Origin of the sequence: Chitinibacter tainanensis DSM 15459 (assembly GCF_000429785.1) — a bacterium.
Lineage (GTDB): Bacteria > Pseudomonadota > Gammaproteobacteria > Burkholderiales > Chitinibacteraceae > Chitinibacter > Chitinibacter tainanensis.
In genome coordinates, this window is record NZ_KE386953.1 from 286,108 (window position 1) to 307,863 (window position 21,756).

The window sequence follows — 21,756 nt, forward strand, 5'->3', positions numbered from 1 at the left end:
GCCGGTCATTGCCGCGGCGCCGCCATCCTGTCGGCGCCGCAACGCGCAATTAGCCGCGTTTATCCAAAGGTACGTAGTCGCGTTTCTCGGCGCCGGTGTATTGCTGGCGCGGACGACCAATCTTCATGCCTGGATCGGAAATCATTTCGTTCCAGTGGCTGATCCAGCCCACGGTACGTGCCAGCGCGAAGATCACGGTGAACATCGGCACTGGGATACCCAGCGCTGATTGCACGATCCCTGAGTAGAAGTCGACGTTTGGATACAGCTTGCGCTCGATGAAGTACGGATCTTCCAGCGCGATTTTTTCCAGCTCCATCGCCAGTTTGAACTTCGGATCGTCTTGCAGACCGAGTTCGTTCAATACTTCGTGACAGATGCGGCGCATTACATTGGCGCGTGGGTCCATGTTTTTGTAAACACGGTGACCAAAGCCCATCAGTTTGTGGGTTTTCGCTTTCACGCCTTCCATAAAGGCCGGTACGTTTTCAACCGCACCGATTTCGTCCAGCATCAGCAGTACAGCTTCGTTAGCGCCGCCGTGCGATGGGCCCCACAGACAAGCGATACCGGCAGCGATACACGCAAATGGGTTGGCGCCAGAAGAGCCAGCCAGACGTACAGTTGAGGTTGACGCGTTTTGCTCGTGGTCAGCGTGCAGTGTGAAGATCACGTCCAGTGCGCGCACCAGAACTGGGTTTGGTTCGTATTTTTCGCACGGAGTTGAGAACATCATGTGCATGAAGTTCGCGGTGTAGCTCAGATCGTTACGTGGGTAAACGAATGGCAGACCTTGGTTGTAGCGATAGCACATGGCGGCAATCGTTGGGATCTTAGAGATCAGACGGAACATCGCCACTTTGCGGTGTTCTGGGTTGCTGATATCCAGGCTGTCTTGGTAGAACGCTGACAGCGCACCCACCACACCCACCATCATGGCCATTGGGTGCGAATCACGACGGAAGCCTTTGAAGAAGGCCGTCAGTTGCTCGTGCACCATGGTGTGGCTCATCACGGTTTTTTCAAACTCGGCTTTTTGCGCTTGGTTTGGCAGCTCACCGTTGATCAGCAGATAACATACTTCCAGGTAATCAGCTTCTTCAGCCAATTGCTCGATTGGATAACCGCGATAGTACAACTGACCTTTGTCACCATCGATGAAAGTGATTTTCGATTCGCAGCTGGCGGTCGCCAAGAAACCGGGGTCAAACGTGAACATACCGGTTTTGGAGAAGCTGCGGATGTCGACTACATCCGGGCCCAGCGTTGAATTGAGAACCGGGAACTCCAGTGTGTCCTGGCCATCGTTGTAAGTCAGTGTGACTTTCTTATCCATCGTGTTGCTCCTGTAAAACGGCTCGGCGATGCCGAGGTCCATTATTGTTGTGCCGCACTAATGCGCGCGATCATCGTAGCAAGCTCCGGGTCCGGGCAGACCGACTTGCCATTCACATACTCTAGAAAATCCCAGTCTGGCAGCATCAGAACTTGTTCGTAAACGGCCAGCTCGGCGGTGGTCAAGGTTGGCAGAACCTGTTCAACAAATCGTTCGAGCTGCAGATCCAGCTCGAGCAAACCGCGGCGGGAGCGCCACAGAATGCGCTTGAGGTCTACTTCATCCATTTCTCACCCCAGGCGGGTATATCCCTGCAAGCTCAACTGACCTTGGCCTGCAGGGCTATACCCCTTACATCAACTAATGCGTTTGACCATCAGGTCTTTGATCTTGCCGATCGCTTTGGTTGGATTGAGCTCTTTCGGGCACACATCCACACAGTTCATGATGCTGTGGCAACGGAACAGGCGATACGGGTCTTCCAGATCATCCAGACGCTCGCTGGTTGCTTCATCGCGGGTATCAGCAATAAAGCGATACGCCGCCAGCAAACCGGCTGGGCCGACGAATTTATCCGGATTCCACCAGAATGACGGGCAAGATGTCGAACAGCAAGCGCACAGAATACACTCATACAAGCCATCAAGCTCTTTGCGATCTTCCTGGCTTTGCAGGCGTTCGCGATCGGGCGCCGGGCTGTTGTTGATCACATACGGCTTGATCGAGTGGTATTGCTTGAAGAACTGCGTCATGTCGACGATCAGATCGCGTACCACCGGCAGGCCTGGCAATGGGCGCACTTCAATCGGCTGTTTCAGGCTGGCCAGATCGGTAATACAGGCCAGGCCATTTTTGCCGTTGATGTTCATCGCATCCGAGCCACACACGCCCTCGCGGCATGAACGGCGGAATGACAGTGATTCGTCCACCACTTTGAGTTTCACCAGCGCGTCGAGCAGTTTGCGCTCGGTGCTTGGATCGACTTCTACACTGATGTCTTGCATGTACGGCTTAGCGTCTTTATCCGGATCGTAGCGGTAAATGCGGAATTTAACGGTTTGGGTAGTCATCTTCAGCAACCTCTTAGTACGAACGGGTCTTCAGCGCGATCGTCTCGACGCTCAGCGGTTTCAGATTTACGGGCTTGTAGGTCAGACGATTGCCTTCGCGATGCCACAGAGTGTGTTTCAACCAGTTCTGGTCATCACGGCCGTTCGGGTTTTCTGCGGTATCTGCCGCATCATCACGCACGTGGGCACCACGTGATTCTTTGCGCGCCTCGGCAGAGATCATGGTGGCTTTGGCCACTTCGATCAGATTTTCGAGTTCCAGTGCTTCCAGACGGGCCGTGTTGAAGGTTTTCGATTTGTCGGCGATCACGGTGTTTTTCACCATCACTTCCACTTCGAGGATTTTCTTCACGCCTTCTTGCAGCATGTCATTGAAGCGGAATACGCCACAGTGCGCTTGCATCGTGCGCTGCATCGCAGTGCGGGCTTCATTGACATTGGCGCCCTGAGTTTGGTTATCCAGACGAGCTACGCGCGCTACTGAGCGCTCAACGTCGTTCATCACCAGCTCAGGCAGATCTTTTGGCTGACCTTTGATGAAGTCGATCATGCTGTTGCCGGATGATTTACCAAACACCAGCAAGTCGAGCAGCGAGTTGGTACCGAGGCGATTCGCGCCGTGAACTGATGCACATGCACATTCGCCGGCGGCATAGAAGCCTTTCACCACCTGATCTTCCACCACGACTTCGCCGCGGTAGTTGGTCGGAATCCCGCCCATCTGATAGTGACAGGTTGGCACTACTGGGATTGGCGCTTTGATTGGATCAACACCGGCAAACTTGATCGAAATCTCGCGGATACCTGGCAGTTTTGACATGATCACTTCTGGATCGAGGTGAGTGATGTCGAGCAGTACGTGATCTTTGTTCGGACCACAGCCACGGCCTTCGTTAATCTCGGTTACCATCGCACGCGAAACCACGTCGCGTGAAGCTAGGTCTTTGGCGTTTGGCGCATAGCGCTCCATAAAGCGCTCGCCGTTGGCATTGCGCAAGATACCGCCTTCGCCGCGAACACCTTCGGTAATCAACACGCCAGCACCGGCTACGCCGGTGGGGTGGAATTGCCAGAATTCCATGTCTTCCAGCGGAATACCGGCCCGCGCTGCCATACCCAAGCCATCACCGGTATTGATAAAGGCATTGGTCGATGAAGCGAAGATCCGGCCCGCACCACCAGTCGCAAACAGCGTGGCTTTGGCTTGGAAAATCACGATTTCCGAGGTTTCCATTTCCATGGCTACCACGCCCTGCACATTGCCTTCGCTATCGCGAATCAGGTCCAGCGCCATCCACTCCACAAAGAATTGCGTGTTAGCGCGTACATTACGTTGGTACAAAGCGTGCAACATGGCGTGACCAGTCCGGTCTGCGGCTGCACAGGCGCGACGCACTGGTTTTTCACCGAAGTTGCTCATGTGGCCGCCAAACGGACGCTGGTAGATCGTACCGTCCGAGTTGCGATCGAATGGCATACCGAAATGCTCAAGCTCGATCACCACATTGGGCGCTTCGCGGCACATAAATTCGATCGCGTCTTGGTCACCCAGCCAGTCCGACCCTTTGACGGTGTCGTACATATGCCAGTGCCAGTGATCTGGCTCAGAATTACCCAGCGATGCCGAAACACCACCCTGCGCCGCAACAGTATGCGAACGGGTTGGGAATACTTTCGACAGTACGGCGGTTTTCATACCCGCCTCAGAGAGCTGCAATGCGGCGCGCAGACCAGCACCGCCCGCGCCAACAATAATGGCGTCAAACTTGCGAACAGGAATGCTGCTCATCTTCATACACCCCACACTACTTTAACCATGTAAACGAGACTACCGGCCAGCCACAGCAACGTCAGTACGTGCATGGTCAGGCGCAAGCCCACCGGCTTGATGTAATCCATCCAGATATCGCGCACACCAACCCAGGCATGCCACAGCAAGGCAAACAGGGTAACGGTGGTCACCACTTTCACCCAGGTACAGGCGAACAGGGTTTGCCAGGCTTCGAAAGACGCGCCATTAGCCAACAAAATAAAAGCCAGCACACCGATGGTGTAAGCCAGCATAATCACGGCGGTAACACGTTGCACCAGCCAATCGCGCAAACCGTAGTGCGCGCCAACTACATGACGATTTACCATGTCAGCACCCCAATAATCACGGTCAGTGTCAGGCTCACCGCCAATACCAGCTTCGCACTCAGGCGAGCGGTTGGCAGATCGGTGCCTTTATGAATATCCAGCAGCAGAAAACGGAAACCCGCACAGGCGTGGTGCAGATAAGCCCAGAGCACCGCCAAGAGGAACAACTTAACCAGCGGATGGGCAATACAGGCCTTGAATGCCTCAAAGCGCTCAGCTGATGACAGTGAACCTTCCAGTGCATAAAGCATGAAAGGGATGGCTGCGAACATCAGCGCGCCGCTGACGCGGTGCAGAATGGACACAATCCCCGGCAATGGCAAACGGATCTGCCACAGCGCGAGGTGCTTGGGGCGTGCTTTTTGCATACGCTCTATTCCTCTGTATTGACCAAACAAAAAGAAACTACTGCACTACTGATTTCCTGACGCACATCAATGCCCCAGCAAAAACAATCCTTCACACTACATACTGCACAGCCTGCGCCTACTCATCCCCGGCCGGCGAAAAAGCCAGCTCTTCGGTCTTAAGCCAAGCCACACTCCAGACTTGCGGCTTACCGGCATAATCTGTGGCTAGCCGCACCAGCTGCAGCAGCGGCTCATTCACATCCACTTGCAACAAGCGCGCTTCGGCTGAGCCCGCACTCACCGCCCGATAGCGGGTTTGGCCATCCAAGAGCCGCACACCGAAATCCCGCCAGCACAACTCGCGCAAATTGCCTTTCAGCTCGCGAATCCGGCGCATTTCTAACTGCGGAAAATTGGCCTCTGGCAGCAGCAATTCTTCCAAACCAATCACTTGCCCGGCCACACGCAACAAACGACGCACTTGCCACAGCGCCGCCCCGCGGCGCAGGCCTAGAATCTCGGCCAATTGCTCGCCGGCATGAATGCGCACACAACCCAGCAATTCAATCTTTGGTGATTCACCACGCGGGTCGCTCAACAAGGCAAAGCGGCCACGCATTAAAAAATCACTCATTCCAGCAACGAAAGTGCCAACACCTTGGCGGCGGTACAATACGCCCTCAACCACCAACTGATCGAGCGCCTTGCGCACGGTGCCTTGGCTTACGCCGAAACGCTGCCCCAGCTCCACTTCGCTGGGCAGACTTTCGTCTTCCTGCCATTCGCCAGCCTCGACCGCGCTCATTACTTCGCGGATGACTTGCTTATACAAAGGCTGTGCTGCCAACTTTTTCATCGCACTCACTTTTTATCATGTTGTCAGCACGGAGTCTACTACAGTCTTATATAAGACAAAAGATACAATACATTTTCACCAGTAAAACCGCCGAACTTTTCCCAAAAAAGCAACAGCGTGCTACACTTTGGCTTGCTATACATCAAAGCTATTCAGCTTGAGTTGTGTAACTGAACACGCACAAAAAACATGTCTTGTTGTTGTTGGCGAGCACCTCGCCACTACTCGGAGTCGCACTAAATGTCTCAATTGAAAAAACCTGTACGCGTAGCCGTCACTGGTGCTGCTGGTCAGATTGGTTACAGCCTGTTGTTCCGCATTGCCTCAGGCGCAATGTTGGGTCCGGATCAGCCAGTGATCCTGCAACTGCTGGACATCACCCCTTCACTGCCGGCCCTGAACGGCGTAGTGATGGAACTGGATGACTGCGCATTCCCATTGCTGCAAGGCATCATCCAGAGCGACGATCCAGAAGTGGCGTTCAAAGATGCGGACATCGCCCTCTTGGTAGGCGCACGCCCACGCGGCCCAGGTATGGAGCGTAAAGACCTGCTCGAAGCCAACGGCGCGATCTTCACGACCCAAGGTAAAGCACTGAACAAAGTGGCTAGCCGTGACGTTAAAGTATTGGTAGTTGGCAACCCAGCCAACACCAACGCCTACATCGCGATGAAAAATGCACCGGATCTGAATCCAGCCAACTTCACCGCCATGATGCGTCTGGACCACAACCGCGCACTGACGCAAATCGCACAGAAAACCGGCTCTGCCGTGACTGATGTGAAGAAAATGATCATCTGGGGTAACCACTCAGCAACGCAGTACCCAGATCTGTTCCACGCGGAAGTGAAAGGCCAGAAAGCAGCCAACCTGATCAACGATCAGAAATGGCTGGAATCTGAGTTCATCCCAACCGTACAACAACGTGGCGCAGCGATCATCAAGGCACGCGGTTTGTCATCGGCTGCTTCAGCTGCCAATGCGGCCATCGACCACATCCGCAACTGGGTGCTGGGCACACCAGAAGGCGATTGGGTCACCATGGGCGTACCGGCCAACGGCGAATACGGCTACGAAGACCTGATCTACGGCTACCCAGTGACTTGTAAAGATGGCCAATACACCATCATCCAAGGTCTGGAAATCAGCGAATTCAGCCGCGCGCGCATGGATGCCACCGCGAAAGAATTGTCTGAAGAGCGCGATGCAGTGAAACACCTGCTCGGCTAAGCTGCCATAGTCCGTGCAAAAAGCCCATCTCAGGATGGGTTTTTTTTACGTCCGCACAACTTTATACCCCGGCAGGTATAGGCTTGAAATCTATCACCCAAAATACTTTCAAAGCAATACCCAATAAAAAAGCCACCAAACGGTGGCTTTTTATCGCAAGTAATCTGAGCTTATTCGCCCAGATACGCCTGCTGCACTTTTTCATTCGCCAGCAAAGCAGCAGCATCATCGCTATAGGTAATACGGCCCGATTCCATCACATAACCGCGGTTGGCGGTTTGCAAAGCGAGCTTGGCATTTTGCTCCACCAGCAGCATGGTCACCCCTTCGGCGGCGATCATTTTGATGATCTCGAAAATCTTCTGCACGATAATCGGCGCCAAACCCATTGATGGCTCATCCAGCAGCAGCAATTTAGGCCGGCTCAGCATCGCCCGGCCAATCGCCACCATCTGCTGCTCGCCACCGGACAAGGTACCGGCCAGCTGTTTCTGCCGCTCTTTCAAGCGCGGGAATAGATAGTAAACCCGCTCTAGGTCATGGGCGATTTCAGCTTTATCATTGCGGCTGTAGGCACCCATTTGCAGATTTTCTTCCACCGTCAGGCGGCTAAAAATCCCCCGCCCTTCCGGCACCATCACCAGACCATTGCTCACATATTCGTGCGGCGCCAGCTTGCTGGTGGATTGACCATCAAACAGGATATCGCCGCCGGCAGGCTTGACCATGCCCATCAGGGTTTTCAGCGTGGTGGTTTTACCCGCGCCATTGGCCCCGATCAGCGCCACCAATTCGCCCTGCTTCACTTCCAGATTGATGCCTTTTACGGCATGAATACCGCCATAGGCTACTTTCAGATCATTGACTTGCAGTAAGGTACTCATTCGGGCGCCACTCCCAGGTAGGCTTCGATCACACGCGGATTGCTTTTCACTTCTTCAGGTACGCCTTCGGCAATTTTCTTGCCGTAATCGAGCACCGCAATCCGGTCACACAGGCCCATCATCAGTTTCACATCATGTTCGATCAGCAAGATGGTCACGCCGTCGGCGCGGATTTTTTCCATCAGCTTTTTCAGATCGTCGGTTTCTTTCGGGTTCATCCCGGCCGCCGGCTCATCCAGCGCCAGCAAGGTGGGATTGGTCGCCAGCGCGCGGGCGATTTCCAAACGGCGCTGATCACCATACGACAGATTCCGCGCCAGCTCTTGCGCACGATCAGCAATCCCCACATAGGCTAGCAGCGCTTCGGCCTTGGCCGTGATGGCGGCTTCTTCCGCCCTGGCTTTGGGGGTGCGCAAAATCGCGCCAAACACACCCGTCACCGAGCGCACATGCTGGCCAACCATCACGTTTTCCAGTGCGCTCATATTGGCGAACAGGCGGATATTCTGGAAGGTACGAGCAATGCCCGCCTCCACCACCACATTGGGCTTTTTGCGAAATAGATCTTTGCCATTGAAGGTGAATTCCCCCTCATCCGGCTGATACAGACCCGTGAGCACATTAAACAGTGTGGTTTTGCCGGCGCCATTCGGTCCGATCAGGCCGTAAATTTCGCCCTGCTTGATCGTCAGACCTACATCGCTCAGCGCATGCAGACCACCAAAGCGTTTATTGATGCCGCTAATTTTCAGTAATACATCAGTCATGGTTGCGCTCCGCGTCTTGCAGGCTGTCTTTTTCTTGCAAAGCAATCTCTTTGGTTTTCGGGTGCAGCTCGGCACGGCGACGCTTCGATGGCCATAAGCCTTCTGGGCGTACCAGCATGATGATGATCATGGCCAGACCAAATACCAGCATCCGCAGATTTTCCGGATCAACCACGCGCTTACCTGCGATCGCCATCTGCAGCGGGTTGATGATGTCGCGCAACAGCTCCGGCGTAATCGACACAATAATCGCGCCCAAAATCACCCCCGGGATATTGCCCATACCGCCCAGCACCACCATACACAGCACCATCACGGATTCCATCAGCACAAAGGATTCAGGCGACACAAAGCCCTGGAAGCTGGCAAACAGCGCACCAGATACCCCACCAAAGCTCGCCCCCATGGCAAAGGCCAGCAGTTTCACATTGCGCGTGTTAATCCCCATCGCATTGGCGGCAATTTCATCTTCGCGAATCGCCACCCAGGCGCGACCAATCCGCGAATTCTGCAGTCGCATCGACACAAAAATAATCAGCGCGCAAAAAGCCAAGATCAGATAGTAGTAGAGATGGATTTTCTCGAATGTCAGCCCCAGAAACTCAATCGGGCGGCCAAAATCATAGCCGGCGATCTGCACCGCATCGATATGGTTAATCCCCTGCGGGCCATTGGTGATGTTCACCGGGCGATCCAGATTATTCATAAAGATCCGGATAATTTCGCCAAAGCCCAGCGTCACAATCGCCAGATAGTCACCACGCAGTTTCAGCGTTGGCGAACCCAGCAAGACCCCAAACACCCCGGCCACAATCGCCGCCAGCACCATCATCACCAAAAATGGCGGATGGCTAAGCCAAGCGGGCAAAACTTCGGCCAGATGCGGCGAATTGAGCAAGGCATACAGATAAGCGCCCACCGCGTAAAACGCGATATAGCCCAGATCAAGCAAGCCGGCGTAACCCACCACGATATTCAGGCCCAAGGCCAGTAGGATATAGAGCAAGGCAAAGTCGACCGCGCGCAGCCAGGAATTGCCATTTTCAAAGAAGCCGCCCAAGACCCAAGGCAGCACCATCACAAAGGTGGCGAAGATCGCCAGCAACAGCGGATTTTTTTTCATGGTTTCGTGCATGACAGTCTCCTTAGGCGCGCTCAGCCACACGCTCGCCCATCAAACCAGATGGACGGAACACCAGCACAATAATCAGCACCACAAAGGCAAAGATGTCTTTGTAATGGCTCCCCAATACCCCGCCAGTCAGGTCACCGAGATAACCCGAGCCCAAGCTTTCGATAATGCCCAGCAAGATCCCGCCCAAAACGGCGCCGCCGATATTGCCAATGCCGCCCAAGACCGCAGCAGTAAAGGCTTTCAGACCGATCATAAAGCCCATATAAGCATGTGCCTGATCGTAGTTGGCCGCTACCATCACGCCCGCTACGGCGCCCAGCGCCGAGCCGATGATAAAGGTCATGGAAATGATGTGATTGACATTCACGCCCATCAGTTTGGCGACTTCTGGGTTTTGCGAAGTGGCACGCATGGCGCGGCCCAGCTTGGTTTTTTCAATCAGGTAGAACAGCCCGCCCATCAAGAGCAGCGCCAGTACGATGATGGCGATTTGCAGATCGGTAATCGCCGCGCCACCAATAATATGCACTTCGGTCGGCAAGATGGATGGGAAAGGCCGGTAGTTACGGCCCCAGATCAGCATCGCCACTTGCTGCAGAACGATCGATACCCCAATCGCGGTAATCAGCGGCGCCAAGCGCGGCGCTTTGCGCAGCGGCTGATAGGCCACTTTCTCGATGGCAAAGCCTAAGAACATCGACACCGGTATCGCCATTAACAGGCCCACCAGCAGCAACACCGGGCCAGGCATTTGCACGCCCATGCCCAAAAGCAGATTGATACAGGTAATGGTGACCATCGCACCGATCATCACAATTTCGCCGTGAGCGAAATTGATCAGCTGCATGATGCCGTACACCATCGTGTAGCCTAGCGCGATCAGCGCATAAATGCTGCCGACCACCAGGCCATTGATAAGTTGTTGCAAAAAGATGTCCACGCTCGCCACCCTTATTCAGGTTTCTAGGTACGATTCGGTGCCTGCGGCCCGACCGTTTTATACCCAATCCAAACAGATTGGGGTAAATATTACCGTTACAGTTCGGTATCGCGACAAAATACCTGTTTGCTGTTGCGTGGAATACTGCGTTTTTCCCTGATTAGGATTAGCCCTAATGGTAAAAAACATTAGCCACGTTCATCTCACGCCTCATCCTGCATCACCAGGCGCTCGCCGCCCTGCACGCGGGCCAGCTGATCGAAGATAAACGCAGCCACCTGACGAGGCGCCCGTAGCTCGCCCGCGGCATAGCGGGCCTGAAAACGGGGCAACTCGGTAAACTGGGCGGAATCTGCTGCGCGGATGGTGGCCTGCATCGCGGTATCCATCACGCCGGGGTCAATACTCACCACCCGAATTGGCTGCGGCTGGCTCGCCTGCTCCAGCGCCAGCACGCGCAAATAATGCTCTAACCCGGCCTTGCTAGCGCAATAGAGGCTCCAGCCGGCAATCGGCCGCAACGCTGCGCCCGATGAAATCTGCGCCACCACTTTACGCGCCGGATGGGTAGCAAATAGCCGCACAAAATGCTCGATCAGGCGAATGGCATTCACCAGATTGCAAGTTAACGCGGCCAGCAGCTCACCCTCCGCCATCTGCCCCACGCCGGCAATCGGCAAAATACTGGCCGCACTATTGATCAAGATGATTTCCTGCCACGGTTGTGTAGCCAGCTGGCTAAGCACATGGGTATAGCTCGCCAAGTCTTGCTGTGAAATATCCAGATAAACATGCCCCACCCCAGTACCTGAGCGAGAAAACTCAATCACCTGCCAGCCCGCCGCCGTATAGGCCTGCACTAAAGCCAAACCCAGCCCTTGCGAGCCACCCACAATCAAAACCAGCCGCATCCTGCTTTACCTCGCGTGTTTTATCTTTGCCAAAATCACGGCATAAAAAAACCCGCCCAAGGGCGGGTTGGATCGATTATCAGCGCTTAGCCAACCAGCTTAGCAATGGCAGCTTCAAAGCGGCTGAGTGCAGTGGCGATTTCTTCGTCGCTAATCACCAGCGAAGGCGCAAAGCGCACCACATTCGGGCCAGCCATCAATACCATCAGGCCTTCTTTCACTGCGGCATTCAAGACCTCTTTGGCGCGGTCTTTGTAGCCATCGGCCAACACGCAACCCAGCAAGAGGCCCATGCCGCGCACTTCTTTAAACAGCGGATATTTGGCGTTGATGGCTTCTACACCGGCTTTCAGCTGCTGGTGTTTGGTCTTCACGCCTTCCAGCACCGCGGGCGTATTGATTTCGGCCAACACTGCGCCCGCTACGGCGCAGGCCAGTGGGTTACCGCCATAGGTGGTGCCATGCGTGCCCGCCACCAGATGCTTGGCAATGTCGGCCGTAGTGAGCATCGCACCAATCGGGAAACCGCCACCCAAGCTCTTGGCGCTCGACAGAATATCCGGCACCACGCCGTATTCTTGATAGGCAAACAGTGAACCAGTGCGGCCCATGCCGGATTGCACTTCATCAAAAATCAGGAAGGCATTGTGCTGATTACACAGCTCGCGCACGCCTTGCAGGAAAGCCGGATCAGCCGGTAATACGCCGCCCTCGCCCTGAATCGGCTCCAAAATCACGCAAGCAGTGTCATCATCGATCAGCGCTTTGACGCTATCGAGATTGTTGTATTCAAAGTAAGCAATGCCTTCGGGTTTCGGGCCGAAACCATCGGAATACTTCGGCTGACCACCCACGGTTACGGTAAAAAACGTGCGACCGTGAAAGCTATTGAGCGCCGACAGGACTTTGTGTTTTTTCTCGCCAAAGCGCTCAATCGCCGCGCGCCGCGCCAGTTTCAGCGCCGCTTCATTGGCTTCAGCGCCCGAGTTACAGAAAAACACTTTTTCGGCAAAGGTGCTGGCCACCAATTGCTGCGCCAGCGCCAGCGCCGGCTCATTGGTGTACACGTTCGAGACGTGCCACAGCTTATTCGCCTGCTCGGTCAGCGCCTTAACCAGCACCGGATGGCAATGGCCGAGTGAATTCACCGCAATCCCGCCGGCCAGATCAAGATACTCGCGGCCAGCCTGATCCCACACGCGCGAACCCGCACCACGCACGGGCACAAATTCGGCAGGGGCGTAGTTGGGGACCATGTATTGGTCAAAATCGGAGCGGGACAGCGACATAATCAAGTTTCCTTTTCGAACGACGGTTGAACAGCATGCCGACACATGTTAACAGCATCAGGCAAAACACAAAGCGCTTTAGCAGCGCGTGGTGGTGAACTTACTGTTCACCCATAAAAACAATCATGGCGCAGATCGTGCTGCAAATGGTCGCAATCTGCGACCAGCTTACCACCCAGCCTGGCGGATAGAACGCGGAAAATGCGTGGCATTCGCGCTGTAATTCAGCTCATGAGCACCACCAATACAGCCATAGGTATATCGCCACACACAATGAATCAATTAGCTTAGCGAGCAATACCATAGCCTATTCTCGCGGCGACACATCGCGCACCTGTTGTTGGGCGGCGTCGCGTTCGGCCAAGAGCTCACGTTGTGAGCGCTGCCACGGCTTAATCCCAGCCGGGGGTATTTTATGCGAGCGGGCCAGCAACATCAGCAGGCCACACAAGATCAGCAAGAGCGGCACCTGCACATTGCGCGCCAGCTGCAAATATTGCTGCGCAAACGTGGTGACACCCCCGGCAATCAGCATCGGGCCCAGCACAATCGACGATTTATTCAGCCCTTCGAGCAACAGCACCGCCACGCCGGCGGTGATCAGACCAAGAATGATGATCCAGCTCACGCTGGGCAGCACATCCAGCCGATGCAACAACCACCCCGCGCCAATCACAATCAGCGCCAGCGGCCACAGAATACTGCCTGGTTTGCCTTGTGCCATACCCACCTCCGCCCGTAGTTGTCCGCTACATAATCCAGTGAATCAGCTTCATCACCATGCCCATAAATGGCGCCAGAATGGTGCCCAACAGGCCGGTAATCAATAAGCCGAGCAAAATGAAAAAGCCGTACGGCTCGATGCGCGCCACCATTTGCGCTTGCGCCGGCGGCAAGATCGACACCAGAATGCGTCCGCCATCCAGCGGCGGCAGCGGCAAGAGATTCAGCACCATCAGAATCACATTAATCTGAATCCCGGCTTGCGCCATCAGCACCAGCGGCAGCTGAAAGCTATTGCCCTGCAAAAACTCCAGCCCGAAGCGGTAAAGCAGCGCCCAGCCAATCGCCATGCCCAAATTGGCCAGCGGGCCAGCGGCCGCCACCCAGCGCATATCGTGCTTGGGATTGCGCAAAGCGCCGAAATTCACCGGCACCGGCTTGGCGTAGCCAAACAGAAAGCCACCGGGCAGCAATAAGCACAACAGTGGCAAAGCCACGGTACCGATCGGGTCGATGTGTTTCATGGGATTCAGCGTCATCCGCCCCATTAAAAACGCGGTCGGGTCGCCAAAGCGTTTGGCCGCGTAGGCGTGCGCGGCTTCATGTACGGTGATGGCAAACAGCACCGGCAAGGCCCAGATGGCAATATTCTGGATTAGATTAAGTTCCATACACTTCCCTTGCTTGAGGGTATATCGTTGGGCAGCCTATTTTACGGCCTGCTCAGCCTATACCCTAGGTCAGTATTTACACCGCTTACAGCCCAAACGGGCTGAGCGGGCCTTTGCCTTCGCGCAGCACATGCGGATAGTCGTCGGATAAATCTACCACCGTGGTCGGCTCTGTGCCGCAATAGCCACCCTCGATCACCAGATCAACCGCGTGCTCCAGCTGCTCGCGAATTTCCCAGGCATCGGTCAGCGGATATTCTTCGCCCGGCAACATCAGCGTGGTGGAGAGCATGGGCTCGCCCAGCTCTGCCAGCAAAGCCAGCGCAATCGGATGATCAGGTACGCGCAGGCCCACCGTTTGCTTTTTCGGATGCCAAACACGGCGCGGCACTTCTTTGGTCGCCTGCAAAATAAAGGTGTAGCTACCCGGCGTAGCGGCTTTGAGCATGCGGAAAGTACGGTTATCTACTTTGGCGTAGCTGCCCAGCTGCGATAAATCACTACAGGCCAGTGTGAAGTGATGCTTGTCATCCAGCTGGCGGATTTTACGGATGCGCTCCAGGCCGTCTTTATTATCCAGCGCACAGCCAAAGGCGTAGCACGAGTCGGTGGGATAAACGATCAGCTTGCCGGCGCGCAGCATTTCCACCGCCTGCTTAATCAGGCGTGGCTGCGGGTTTTCGGCATGAATCGAGAAAAATTGTGACATGGTTATTCCAGTTTCAGTGTGCGCGCGGCAGCGGCCCTAGCGTCGGCGCCCAGCGTGTCCACACCGGCTCGCAGCCTTCGGGCAAATCGGCATTCAAACCCGGCTCGCGCGCGCCTTCGCCCGTGGCGTGATAATCGGTGCCGCTGGAGCACAGATAGCCAAATTCCTTGGCCAGATTTTTAAAGCGATGTACATCGGCATGGCCGTGGCTGCCAGACACCACTTCCAGCGCCTCGCCGCCTTGGCGTTTAAATTCGGTCAGCAGCACGCGCATGGTTTCATTGCCCATTTCGTAGCGGCCCGGATGCGCCAGCACCGCCACTCCACCCGCACCGCGAATCCACTCCACCGCCTCATGCAGGCGCGCCCATTCATGCTCCACAAAGCCGGGTTTGCCACGCACCATAAATTGCTTAAACACCGCCTTCATGTCTTTGCAGCGGCCAATTTCAATCAGATAGCGGGCAAAATGTGAGCGGCTGATCATTTCCGGATTATCGGCATATTTGCGCGCGCCTTCCAAAATGCCGGTCAGGCCCAGTTTTTCTAGGCCCGCCGCCATCCGCTCGGCCCGCTCGACCCGCCCCGAGCGCACTTGCGCCAAGCCGGCCAGCAAGGTTGGATCATCGGCGGCAAAACCCAGTCCCACCACATGCAGCGTATGCTTACCCCAGCTGACCGAGATTTCCACACCATTGACAAAGCCCATTCCCAGCTCATCGGCAGTGGCTTTCGCCAGCGCCAAGCCGCGGGTATCGTCGTGATCGGTCAGGGCAAATAATTGGCACCCGCGCGCATGGGCGCGGCGCACTACTTCATCGGGCGGCAAGATGCCGTCCGAGATATTGGAATGACAATGCAAATCAACCGGCGTGGTCATCGGATTTGGCCTCAGTAGCTGCCGGTGGCCGGCGATCAAAAATCAGCTTCATCACCAGCACGGCGCCAGCCAGAATCAAAGTGATGGTATTGGCCAGATACACAGGCGCCGAGCCAACTAGCAGCCCATACCCCAGCCATAGCGCCACGCCGCTGACAAATATGCAGTACATCCCCAGGCTAATGTCTTTGGCCGAGCGGCTTTTCCACACTTGCCAAACCTGCGGCACAAAAGAGATGGTGGTGAGCGTACCGGCCAGTAAACCCAAACCTTCGATCAGCGCGGGGCTCATGCCGGAAACACCCCGGTCGAGAGATAACGATCACCGCGATCGCAAACAATACTGACGATCACCGCGTTTTCCACGGTGGCAGAGAGCCGCAAGGCGGCCGCCAAAGCGCCCCCTGAGGAAATCCCGGCGAAAATGCCTTCTTCGCGTGCGAGGCGGCGGGTCATGGCTTCGGCCTCGGCTTGCTCGACTTCCAGCACCTGATCAATCAGCGAAAAATCGCAGATCTTGGGTACATAGTCGGCCGGCCATTTACGGATACCCGGAATTTGCGCGCCATCGCACGGCTGTACGCCCACAATCTGGATTGCTGGGTTCTGTTCTTTCAGATAACGCCGCGTGCCCATGATGGTGCCGGTGGTGCCCATGCTGGAAACAAAATGCGTTACCGTGCCGGCGGTGTCGCGCCAGATTTCCGGGCCTGTAGTTTCGTAATGCGCCAGTGGATTATCTGGGTTGGCAAATTGATCGAGCAATAACCCTTGCCCGGCTGCCACCATGGCCTCGGCCTGATCGCGGGCGGCTTCCATTCCCTCGGTCAGGATCACCTCGGCGCCGTAGGCTTTCATGGTTTGTATCCGCTCGATGCTGGAATTTTTCGGTAACAGCAGCACCATGCGGTAGCCCATCATCGCCGCCGCCATCGCCAGCGCGATGCCGGTATTGCCGCTGGTGGCTTCGATCAGCGTGTCGCCAGGCTGAATATCGCCGCGCGCCTCGGCATGGCGGATCATCGACAGCGCGGGCCGGTCTTTCACCGAGCCGGCCGGATTATTGCCTTCTAGCTTGACCAGAATGGTATTGCTGGTATTGCCCGGCAGGCGTTTGAGTTTTACCAGCGGGGTGTTCCCGACGAAATCTTCCAGATATTTAAACATGCAAGCGTCTACTCCATAGCTGGCATGATTATACGCAAGCTAGGGGATACGCGATGATGAGGATGATTATTTATTCCGCAACAGCCGCGCCACCGCCAACACGACGCCCATCAACTTGGCCCCACGCCCCAGCGCCGACCACAGCGGGCGCTGGCGCCCCCAGTGCGCAAGGCCACGCAGTAGCAGAGACCACAGTTGGCCATTGCCTGCGGCCGAGCGCAGCAACTCAGCCGGCTGCGCTTGCGCGCGGAGCTGGGTTTGCAGCTGCAAACGATGTAACTGCGCTTGATAACACAGATGCAGTTTTTGCTGTTCGCGTAGCCTGTTACTCATCAGCGGCCTCCGCAGGCAGACGGCTAAACAGCTGCGCCAACAGCTGTTTATCTTGGGCAAACTCAGCCGTAGTTAAGGGAAACGGCTGGCTAGCCTCAGCTTGCAAACGGCGCAGCCACAGCCAAGCTACCAGCCCCAAACCCAGAAACAGCACGGCAAAGATGGCCGAGATCACGATTCGATAAGACCAAAAACCAAACAACAGCAGCAGGCCAAAGAAACACAAACCCAGCAAGAGTGCCAGGGCGGCTGCGATGGCCAGCCCCACCATCAGCGCTACCCGATCAAGCTCATCACGCAATTCCAGCCCCACAAGACTCAAGCGCGTAGATAACAGACCGGCTAGGGCTTCGCGTATCATGGCCATGCTGACTCCTACTTAGCGGCGCGCAACCAGAAAACCGATCAACAAGCCAACCGCCGCGCCAATACCCACCGCTTGCCATGGATGCGCATGCACGTATTCATCCGTTTGCTTGGCCGCTTGTTTGGCTTTATCCACCGACTGGGTTTCTAGCTCAACCAGCCGATGCTTGGCGGTGCGCAGATTGTCGGCGATTTTAGCGTACAGCTGCTTGGCCTCTTCCCCCTGCGCGTTGGCTGCTGCCTCGATCAGCTGCGCGGTTTCGCGCAGCGCGTCTTTGGTTTCATCGATTAATTGCGTTTCATGCTGAGCTGCCATGGTATTGCTCCTCTGGGCTAGACGAAAGTTGTCAGCGACTTGAAATCAAAGCGCCAAACTCATGCTAACAAAGCACTACGCCCCTGCATAGTCAATATTTGCGCCAGCAAAAACAACAGCCCACCAAGGCGGGCTCAGGCTGCTAACAACGTGGCAGAACAATTTTCTTCAAGTCTCGGCAAAGCCAAGCCTAGGAAATAAGGCTTTCAATCTGCAGCCTTGATGTTCTGTTCCCACCCCTCCCGCCCCCCTCCTTGAGGGGAGCCTCGCTTCGCGAGTGAGGTTTGCCATCAATCTGAGCCCACCATGGCGGGCTGTTGCATAACATTTCAGCCGTGGGCACCCCCCCAGCTGGCCGTCAAAGTGCGGAGCTAAGCTCAAAAGGTCTTGCAGAAGTCTTTCATATAAGCGGTAAATTCGGCGCCCACCTCGTGGTGTTTCAGGCCCAATTCTACCGTCGCTTTCAGGAAGCCAATTTTGCTACCGCAATCGTAACGCGTACCTTCCAGCTTGTGCGCCAGAATATGCTGCTCTTGCATCAGCGCAAAAATCCCGTCGGTCAGCTGGATTTCGCCACCTTTGCCTGGCTGTACGTGCTGCAAATGATGGAAAATGCGTGGTGTCAGAATATAACGACCCACTACGGCCAGATTCGATGGCGCTTCTTCTGGTTTTGGTTTTTCCACGATATTGTTGACCCGCAGGCGATTCGCGCTCGGGTTCACTTCCACAATCCCGTAGCTGCCGGTTTCTTCCGGCGCCACTTCTTCCACCCCCAGCACCGAGCAGTGGGTATCGTCGAACAAATCGACCATACGTTTCATTTCCGAAACACCATGCCCATCGATCAGGTCATCCGCCAGAATCACGGCAAACGGCTCATCACCAACAACCGGCTTGGCGCACAATACCGCATGCCCCAGACCCAGCGCTTCTGGTTGGCGGATATAAATGCAGGTTACTGATTTCGGGATAATGCCGCGCAGCACTTCCAGCAATTTGGTTTTTTGCTTGGCTTCCAGATCGGCTTCGAGCTCACCCGCCTTATCAAAGTGATCTTCGATACTGCGTTTGTGCCGGCCGGTGATGAAAATCATCTCGGTGATCCCGGCCGCGAGGGCTTCTTCCACCGCATATTGAATCAGCGGCTTATCGACCACCGACATCATTTCTTTTGGGCTGGCCTTGGTGGCGGGCAGAAAACGAGTCCCCATCCCGGCGACCGGGAATACGGCTTTACGAATCTTTTGCATGCTGCTTCCTTGCTGTGATTGAAGGTCACCCAGCAAACCCAGGCGCAGGGCCGCGCCCATCACCTGATCGGTTTGCTTGGTATTGAGTTCATCGCCCCATTGCGAGACCGCCGAACGACCGAGCCCAAGGGCTTCGGCCAAACGGATCTGACTACCAAAAAGGCGGAGGGCTTCTGTCTTTCGCATAGCTTGCATGTTCAATTAAATAAACACTCAAGTCAACCCCCTTCACAAAAGATTAATTGTTTAAAAAATTAAACAATTAATCTACCTCACTCCTGACCACTTCACTCAGTCGCTTCAACCAGCAGTGCGCGCAGCGCAGCCTCGTCCAAAATGGCCACCCCTAAGCTCTGAGCCTTTTCCAGCTTGCTGCCGGCGGCTTCCCCGGCCAGCAGGTAATCGGTTTTTTTCGACACACTGCCCGATACTTTTGCGCCAGCGGCTTCAAGCAAAGCTTTGGCTTCATCGCGACTCAAGCTGGGCAACGTGCCGGTAATCACCACGGTTTTGCCGGCCAGCGCGCCATCGGCTCGCCGCGCCTCAATCGCCGGCCAATGCAGGCCAACAGCCAGCAACTGCGCCACCACTTCGCGATTATGTGGCTCGGCAAAAAACGCCAGAATCGATTGTGTGACAATCGGGCCAATATCATTGACTGCTTGCAAGGCCTCCGCATCGGCCGCCATCAGTGCATCCAGCGAAGCAAAATGCTGAGCCAGATCTTTGGCCGTAGCTTCGCCCACATTGCGAATACCCAGCGCATAAATCAGCCGCGGCAAGGTGGTGGCTTTGCTGGCTTCAATGGACTCGAGCAAATTACGCGCCGATTTTTCGGCCATGCGCTCCAGCCCGGCCAACTGCTCAAGGGTTAGCCGATATAGATCGGCTGGGGTTTTAACCAATTCCTGCTCGACCAATTGCTCAATCAGCTTGTCACCCAAGCCTTCGATGTCCAGCATGCGCCGGCCGGCAAAGTGCTTAAGCGCTTCTTTACGCTGTGCCGAACAAAATAGCCCGCCCGTGCAGCGCACCCGCGCTTCATCTTCTTCGCGGACAGTCCTGCTGCCACACACCGGGCAACTGGGGTACAACTCTAAAATCCGATACGGCGGATGTTGCGGCTCGCGCTGTGGGCTAAATAAATCCGCTCCCGGTACGTCCTGCATCGGGCGGCGCTCCAGCACCACCGACACCACTTCCGGTATCACATCGCCAGCGCGGCGCACCACCACGGTATCGCCCACCCGCACGTCTTTACGATCGATTTCATCTTGGTTGTGCAACGTGGCATTGGTGACGGTTACCCCACCAACAAACACCGGCTGTAATCGCGCCACTGGCGTGAGCGAGCCGGTGCGCCCGACTTGAATATCAATGGCCTCCACGATGGTGAGCGCCTCTTGCGCCGGGTATTTATGCGCCACTGCCCAGCGCGGCTCGCGACTGCGAAACCCCAGCTGCGCTTGTTGCGCCAGCGAATTGACTTTGTACACCACCCCGTCGATTTCAAACGGCAAGTTATCGCGCAGCGCGGCCACGCGGGCATGAAATGCCGCCAGCCCTTCGCCACCCTGCACCACTTCACGAATCTCACACACCGGAAAACCAAATGCTTGTAGAGCATCCAATATACCGGCATGGGTATCTGGCTGCGCAGCCCAACCAACAACCTCGCCCAACCCATACCCATAGAAAGATAAAGGCCGCTGCGCGGCAATGGCCGGATCCAGCTGCCGCACTGCTCCAGCGGCGGTATTGCGCGGGTTCACAAAGGTTTTTTCACCGGCGGCCAATTGCCGCTCATTCAGGCGGGCAAAATCGTCGCGGCGCATATACACCTCGCCACGCACTTCCAATACCGCCGGCGCTTCGCCACGCAAGCGCAACGGGATCTGACCGATGGTGCGGATATTTTGCGTCACATCTTCGCCAGTGGCCCCGTCACCGCGGGTAGCGGCCTGCACCAAGAGGCCATGCTCGTAGCGCAGATTAATCGCCAGCCCATCAAATTTAAGCTCGGCGGCATAGGCAATTGCCGGCTCAAGCGGCAATAAATCCAGCTCTTTGCGCACACTGGCATCAAAGGCCAGCGCCCCGGCGGCGGTGACATCGGTTTCGGTGCGGATCGACAACATCGGCACTGCATGCGTCACCGGCGCAAATTCCGGCAAGGGCTTGCCGCCCACGCGCAAAGTGGGCGAATCGGGCGTTTGCAACTCGGGGTACGCCAGCTCTAGCGCTTGCAAGGCCTGAAACAGCCGGTCGTATTCGCTATCGGGCACGCTGGGCGCATCCAGCACATAATATTCATGCGCATATTGATTGAGCTGCGCTCGCAGTTGGGCGGCCTGTGCCTGCACTTCGGAAGTCATTTTTCTGCACCTCAAAACAGCAACGCCGCTCAAGAGCGGCGTTGATCAATTCATCT

General features: G+C 55.8%; 25 protein-coding genes. 1 reads left to right on the top strand and 24 read right to left on the bottom strand.

All coding sequences use genetic code 11. The features are described from left to right. Positions 1-49 precede the first annotated feature (49 nt). The 7 genes from gltA to G482_RS0116125 all read right to left on the bottom strand — a co-directional run bounded on the left by gltA (position 50) and on the right by G482_RS0116125 (position 5,751). Positions 50-1,336, bottom strand: a complete 1,287-nt coding sequence (gltA, locus tag G482_RS0116095; RefSeq protein WP_028450887.1) for a citrate synthase — start codon at positions 1,334-1,336, stop codon at positions 50-52. 41 nt (positions 1,337-1,377) lie between these two features. Then, on the bottom strand, positions 1,378-1,623 hold the full coding sequence (locus G482_RS0116100; RefSeq protein ID WP_028450888.1) for an FAD assembly factor SdhE: 246 nt from the start codon (positions 1,621-1,623) through the stop codon (positions 1,378-1,380). 69 nt (positions 1,624-1,692) lie between these two features. Next, entirely contained in the window at positions 1,693-2,406 is a 714-nt protein-coding gene (locus G482_RS0116105; protein ID WP_028450889.1) for a succinate dehydrogenase iron-sulfur subunit, read from the bottom strand. A gap of 13 nt (positions 2,407-2,419) precedes the next feature. Further along, positions 2,420-4,195, bottom strand: a complete 1,776-nt coding sequence (sdhA, locus tag G482_RS0116110; protein WP_211227668.1) for a succinate dehydrogenase flavoprotein subunit — start codon at positions 4,193-4,195, stop codon at positions 2,420-2,422. Between the two features lie 2 nt (positions 4,196-4,197). Continuing rightward, positions 4,198-4,545, bottom strand: coding sequence for a succinate dehydrogenase, hydrophobic membrane anchor protein (gene sdhD, locus G482_RS0116115; protein WP_028450891.1), 348 nt, complete (start codon positions 4,543-4,545; stop codon positions 4,198-4,200). Continuing rightward, positions 4,539-4,913, bottom strand: a complete 375-nt coding sequence (gene sdhC, locus G482_RS0116120; protein ID WP_028450892.1) for a succinate dehydrogenase, cytochrome b556 subunit — start codon at positions 4,911-4,913, stop codon at positions 4,539-4,541. The genes sdhD and sdhC overlap by 7 nt, the downstream gene beginning before the upstream one ends. A 118-nt stretch (positions 4,914-5,031) precedes the next feature. Continuing rightward, positions 5,032-5,751: a GntR family transcriptional regulator gene (locus G482_RS0116125; protein WP_034619889.1), complete on the bottom strand. Its 720-nt coding sequence runs from the start codon at positions 5,749-5,751 to the stop codon at positions 5,032-5,034. Positions 5,752-6,000: 249 nt separating this feature from the next. On the opposite strand from G482_RS0116125, the gene G482_RS0116130 reads away from it, so the two are divergent. After that, the gene (locus G482_RS0116130) at positions 6,001-6,981 is read left to right on the top strand and encodes a malate dehydrogenase (RefSeq protein ID WP_028450894.1); all 981 of its coding nucleotides are present in this window, start codon (positions 6,001-6,003) and stop codon (positions 6,979-6,981) included. A 170-nt stretch (positions 6,982-7,151) separates the two neighbouring features. Here the strand turns inward: G482_RS0116130 and G482_RS0116135 are convergent, their stop codons facing one another. The 17 genes from G482_RS0116135 to ligA all read right to left on the bottom strand — a co-directional run bounded on the left by G482_RS0116135 (position 7,152) and on the right by ligA (position 21,700). Further along, a complete protein-coding gene (locus G482_RS0116135) occupies positions 7,152-7,865 on the bottom strand; it encodes an ABC transporter ATP-binding protein (protein WP_028450895.1) in 714 nt (237 codons plus the stop codon). After that, positions 7,862-8,632 carry an ABC transporter ATP-binding protein gene (locus G482_RS0116140; RefSeq protein ID WP_028450896.1) on the bottom strand — a complete coding sequence of 257 codons (771 nt, stop codon included), beginning with the start codon at positions 8,630-8,632 and terminating at the stop codon, positions 7,862-7,864. The genes G482_RS0116135 and G482_RS0116140 overlap by 4 nt, the downstream gene beginning before the upstream one ends. Continuing rightward, on the bottom strand, positions 8,625-9,767 hold the full coding sequence (locus G482_RS0116145) for a branched-chain amino acid ABC transporter permease (protein WP_156128965.1): 1,143 nt from the start codon (positions 9,765-9,767) through the stop codon (positions 8,625-8,627). Before G482_RS0116145 ends, G482_RS0116140 begins: the two co-directional genes overlap by 8 nt. Before the next feature lie 10 nt (positions 9,768-9,777). After that, positions 9,778-10,707, bottom strand: a complete 930-nt coding sequence (locus tag G482_RS0116150; RefSeq protein WP_028450898.1) for a branched-chain amino acid ABC transporter permease — start codon at positions 10,705-10,707, stop codon at positions 9,778-9,780. 203 nt (positions 10,708-10,910) lie between these two features. Beyond that, positions 10,911-11,618, bottom strand: coding sequence for an SDR family NAD(P)-dependent oxidoreductase (locus G482_RS19190; protein ID WP_051259117.1), 708 nt, complete (start codon positions 11,616-11,618; stop codon positions 10,911-10,913). Positions 11,619-11,704: 86 nt separating this feature from the next. After that, positions 11,705-12,907 (bottom strand): aspartate aminotransferase family protein, encoded by a 1,203-nt coding sequence (locus G482_RS0116160; protein WP_028450899.1) that lies wholly within the window; start codon positions 12,905-12,907, stop codon positions 11,705-11,707. A 307-nt stretch (positions 12,908-13,214) separates the two neighbouring features. Further along, on the bottom strand, positions 13,215-13,631 hold the full coding sequence (locus G482_RS19195) for a hypothetical protein (protein ID WP_051259118.1): 417 nt from the start codon (positions 13,629-13,631) through the stop codon (positions 13,215-13,217). A 25-nt stretch (positions 13,632-13,656) separates the two neighbouring features. Beyond that, positions 13,657-14,301 carry a site-2 protease family protein gene (locus tag G482_RS0116170; protein ID WP_028450900.1) on the bottom strand — a complete coding sequence of 215 codons (645 nt, stop codon included), beginning with the start codon at positions 14,299-14,301 and terminating at the stop codon, positions 13,657-13,659. Positions 14,302-14,386: 85 nt separating this feature from the next. Continuing rightward, positions 14,387-15,010 carry an L-threonylcarbamoyladenylate synthase gene (locus G482_RS0116175; protein WP_028450901.1) on the bottom strand — a complete coding sequence of 208 codons (624 nt, stop codon included), beginning with the start codon at positions 15,008-15,010 and terminating at the stop codon, positions 14,387-14,389. Positions 15,011-15,023: 13 nt separating this feature from the next. Beyond that, the gene (locus G482_RS19200) at positions 15,024-15,890 is read right to left on the bottom strand and encodes a 3',5'-nucleoside bisphosphate phosphatase (protein ID WP_051259119.1); all 867 of its coding nucleotides are present in this window, start codon (positions 15,888-15,890) and stop codon (positions 15,024-15,026) included. Further along, positions 15,874-16,182, bottom strand: a complete 309-nt coding sequence (locus G482_RS19205; RefSeq protein WP_051259120.1) for a SemiSWEET transporter — start codon at positions 16,180-16,182, stop codon at positions 15,874-15,876. Before G482_RS19205 ends, G482_RS19200 begins: the two co-directional genes overlap by 17 nt. After that, positions 16,179-17,057 (bottom strand): cysteine synthase CysM, encoded by an 879-nt coding sequence (gene cysM, locus G482_RS0116190; protein ID WP_028450902.1) that lies wholly within the window; start codon positions 17,055-17,057, stop codon positions 16,179-16,181. The genes G482_RS19205 and cysM overlap by 4 nt, the downstream gene beginning before the upstream one ends. A gap of 66 nt (positions 17,058-17,123) precedes the next feature. After that, positions 17,124-17,390 carry a hypothetical protein gene (locus tag G482_RS0116195; RefSeq protein ID WP_028450903.1) on the bottom strand — a complete coding sequence of 89 codons (267 nt, stop codon included), beginning with the start codon at positions 17,388-17,390 and terminating at the stop codon, positions 17,124-17,126. Continuing rightward, positions 17,383-17,757, bottom strand: coding sequence for a phage holin family protein (locus G482_RS0116200; protein WP_028450904.1), 375 nt, complete (start codon positions 17,755-17,757; stop codon positions 17,383-17,385). Before G482_RS0116200 ends, G482_RS0116195 begins: the two co-directional genes overlap by 8 nt. Before the next feature lie 12 nt (positions 17,758-17,769). Beyond that, complete coding sequence (locus tag G482_RS0116205) at positions 17,770-18,072, bottom strand: ElaB/YgaM/YqjD family protein (protein ID WP_028450905.1); 303 nt, start codon at positions 18,070-18,072, stop codon at positions 17,770-17,772. Between the two features lie 377 nt (positions 18,073-18,449). After that, complete coding sequence (galU, locus tag G482_RS0116210) at positions 18,450-19,325, bottom strand: UTP--glucose-1-phosphate uridylyltransferase GalU (protein WP_028450906.1); 876 nt, start codon at positions 19,323-19,325, stop codon at positions 18,450-18,452. A gap of 287 nt (positions 19,326-19,612) precedes the next feature. Continuing rightward, entirely contained in the window at positions 19,613-21,700 is a 2,088-nt protein-coding gene (gene ligA, locus G482_RS0116215) for an NAD-dependent DNA ligase LigA (RefSeq protein WP_028450907.1), read from the bottom strand. Between the last annotated feature and the right edge of the window lie 56 nt (positions 21,701-21,756).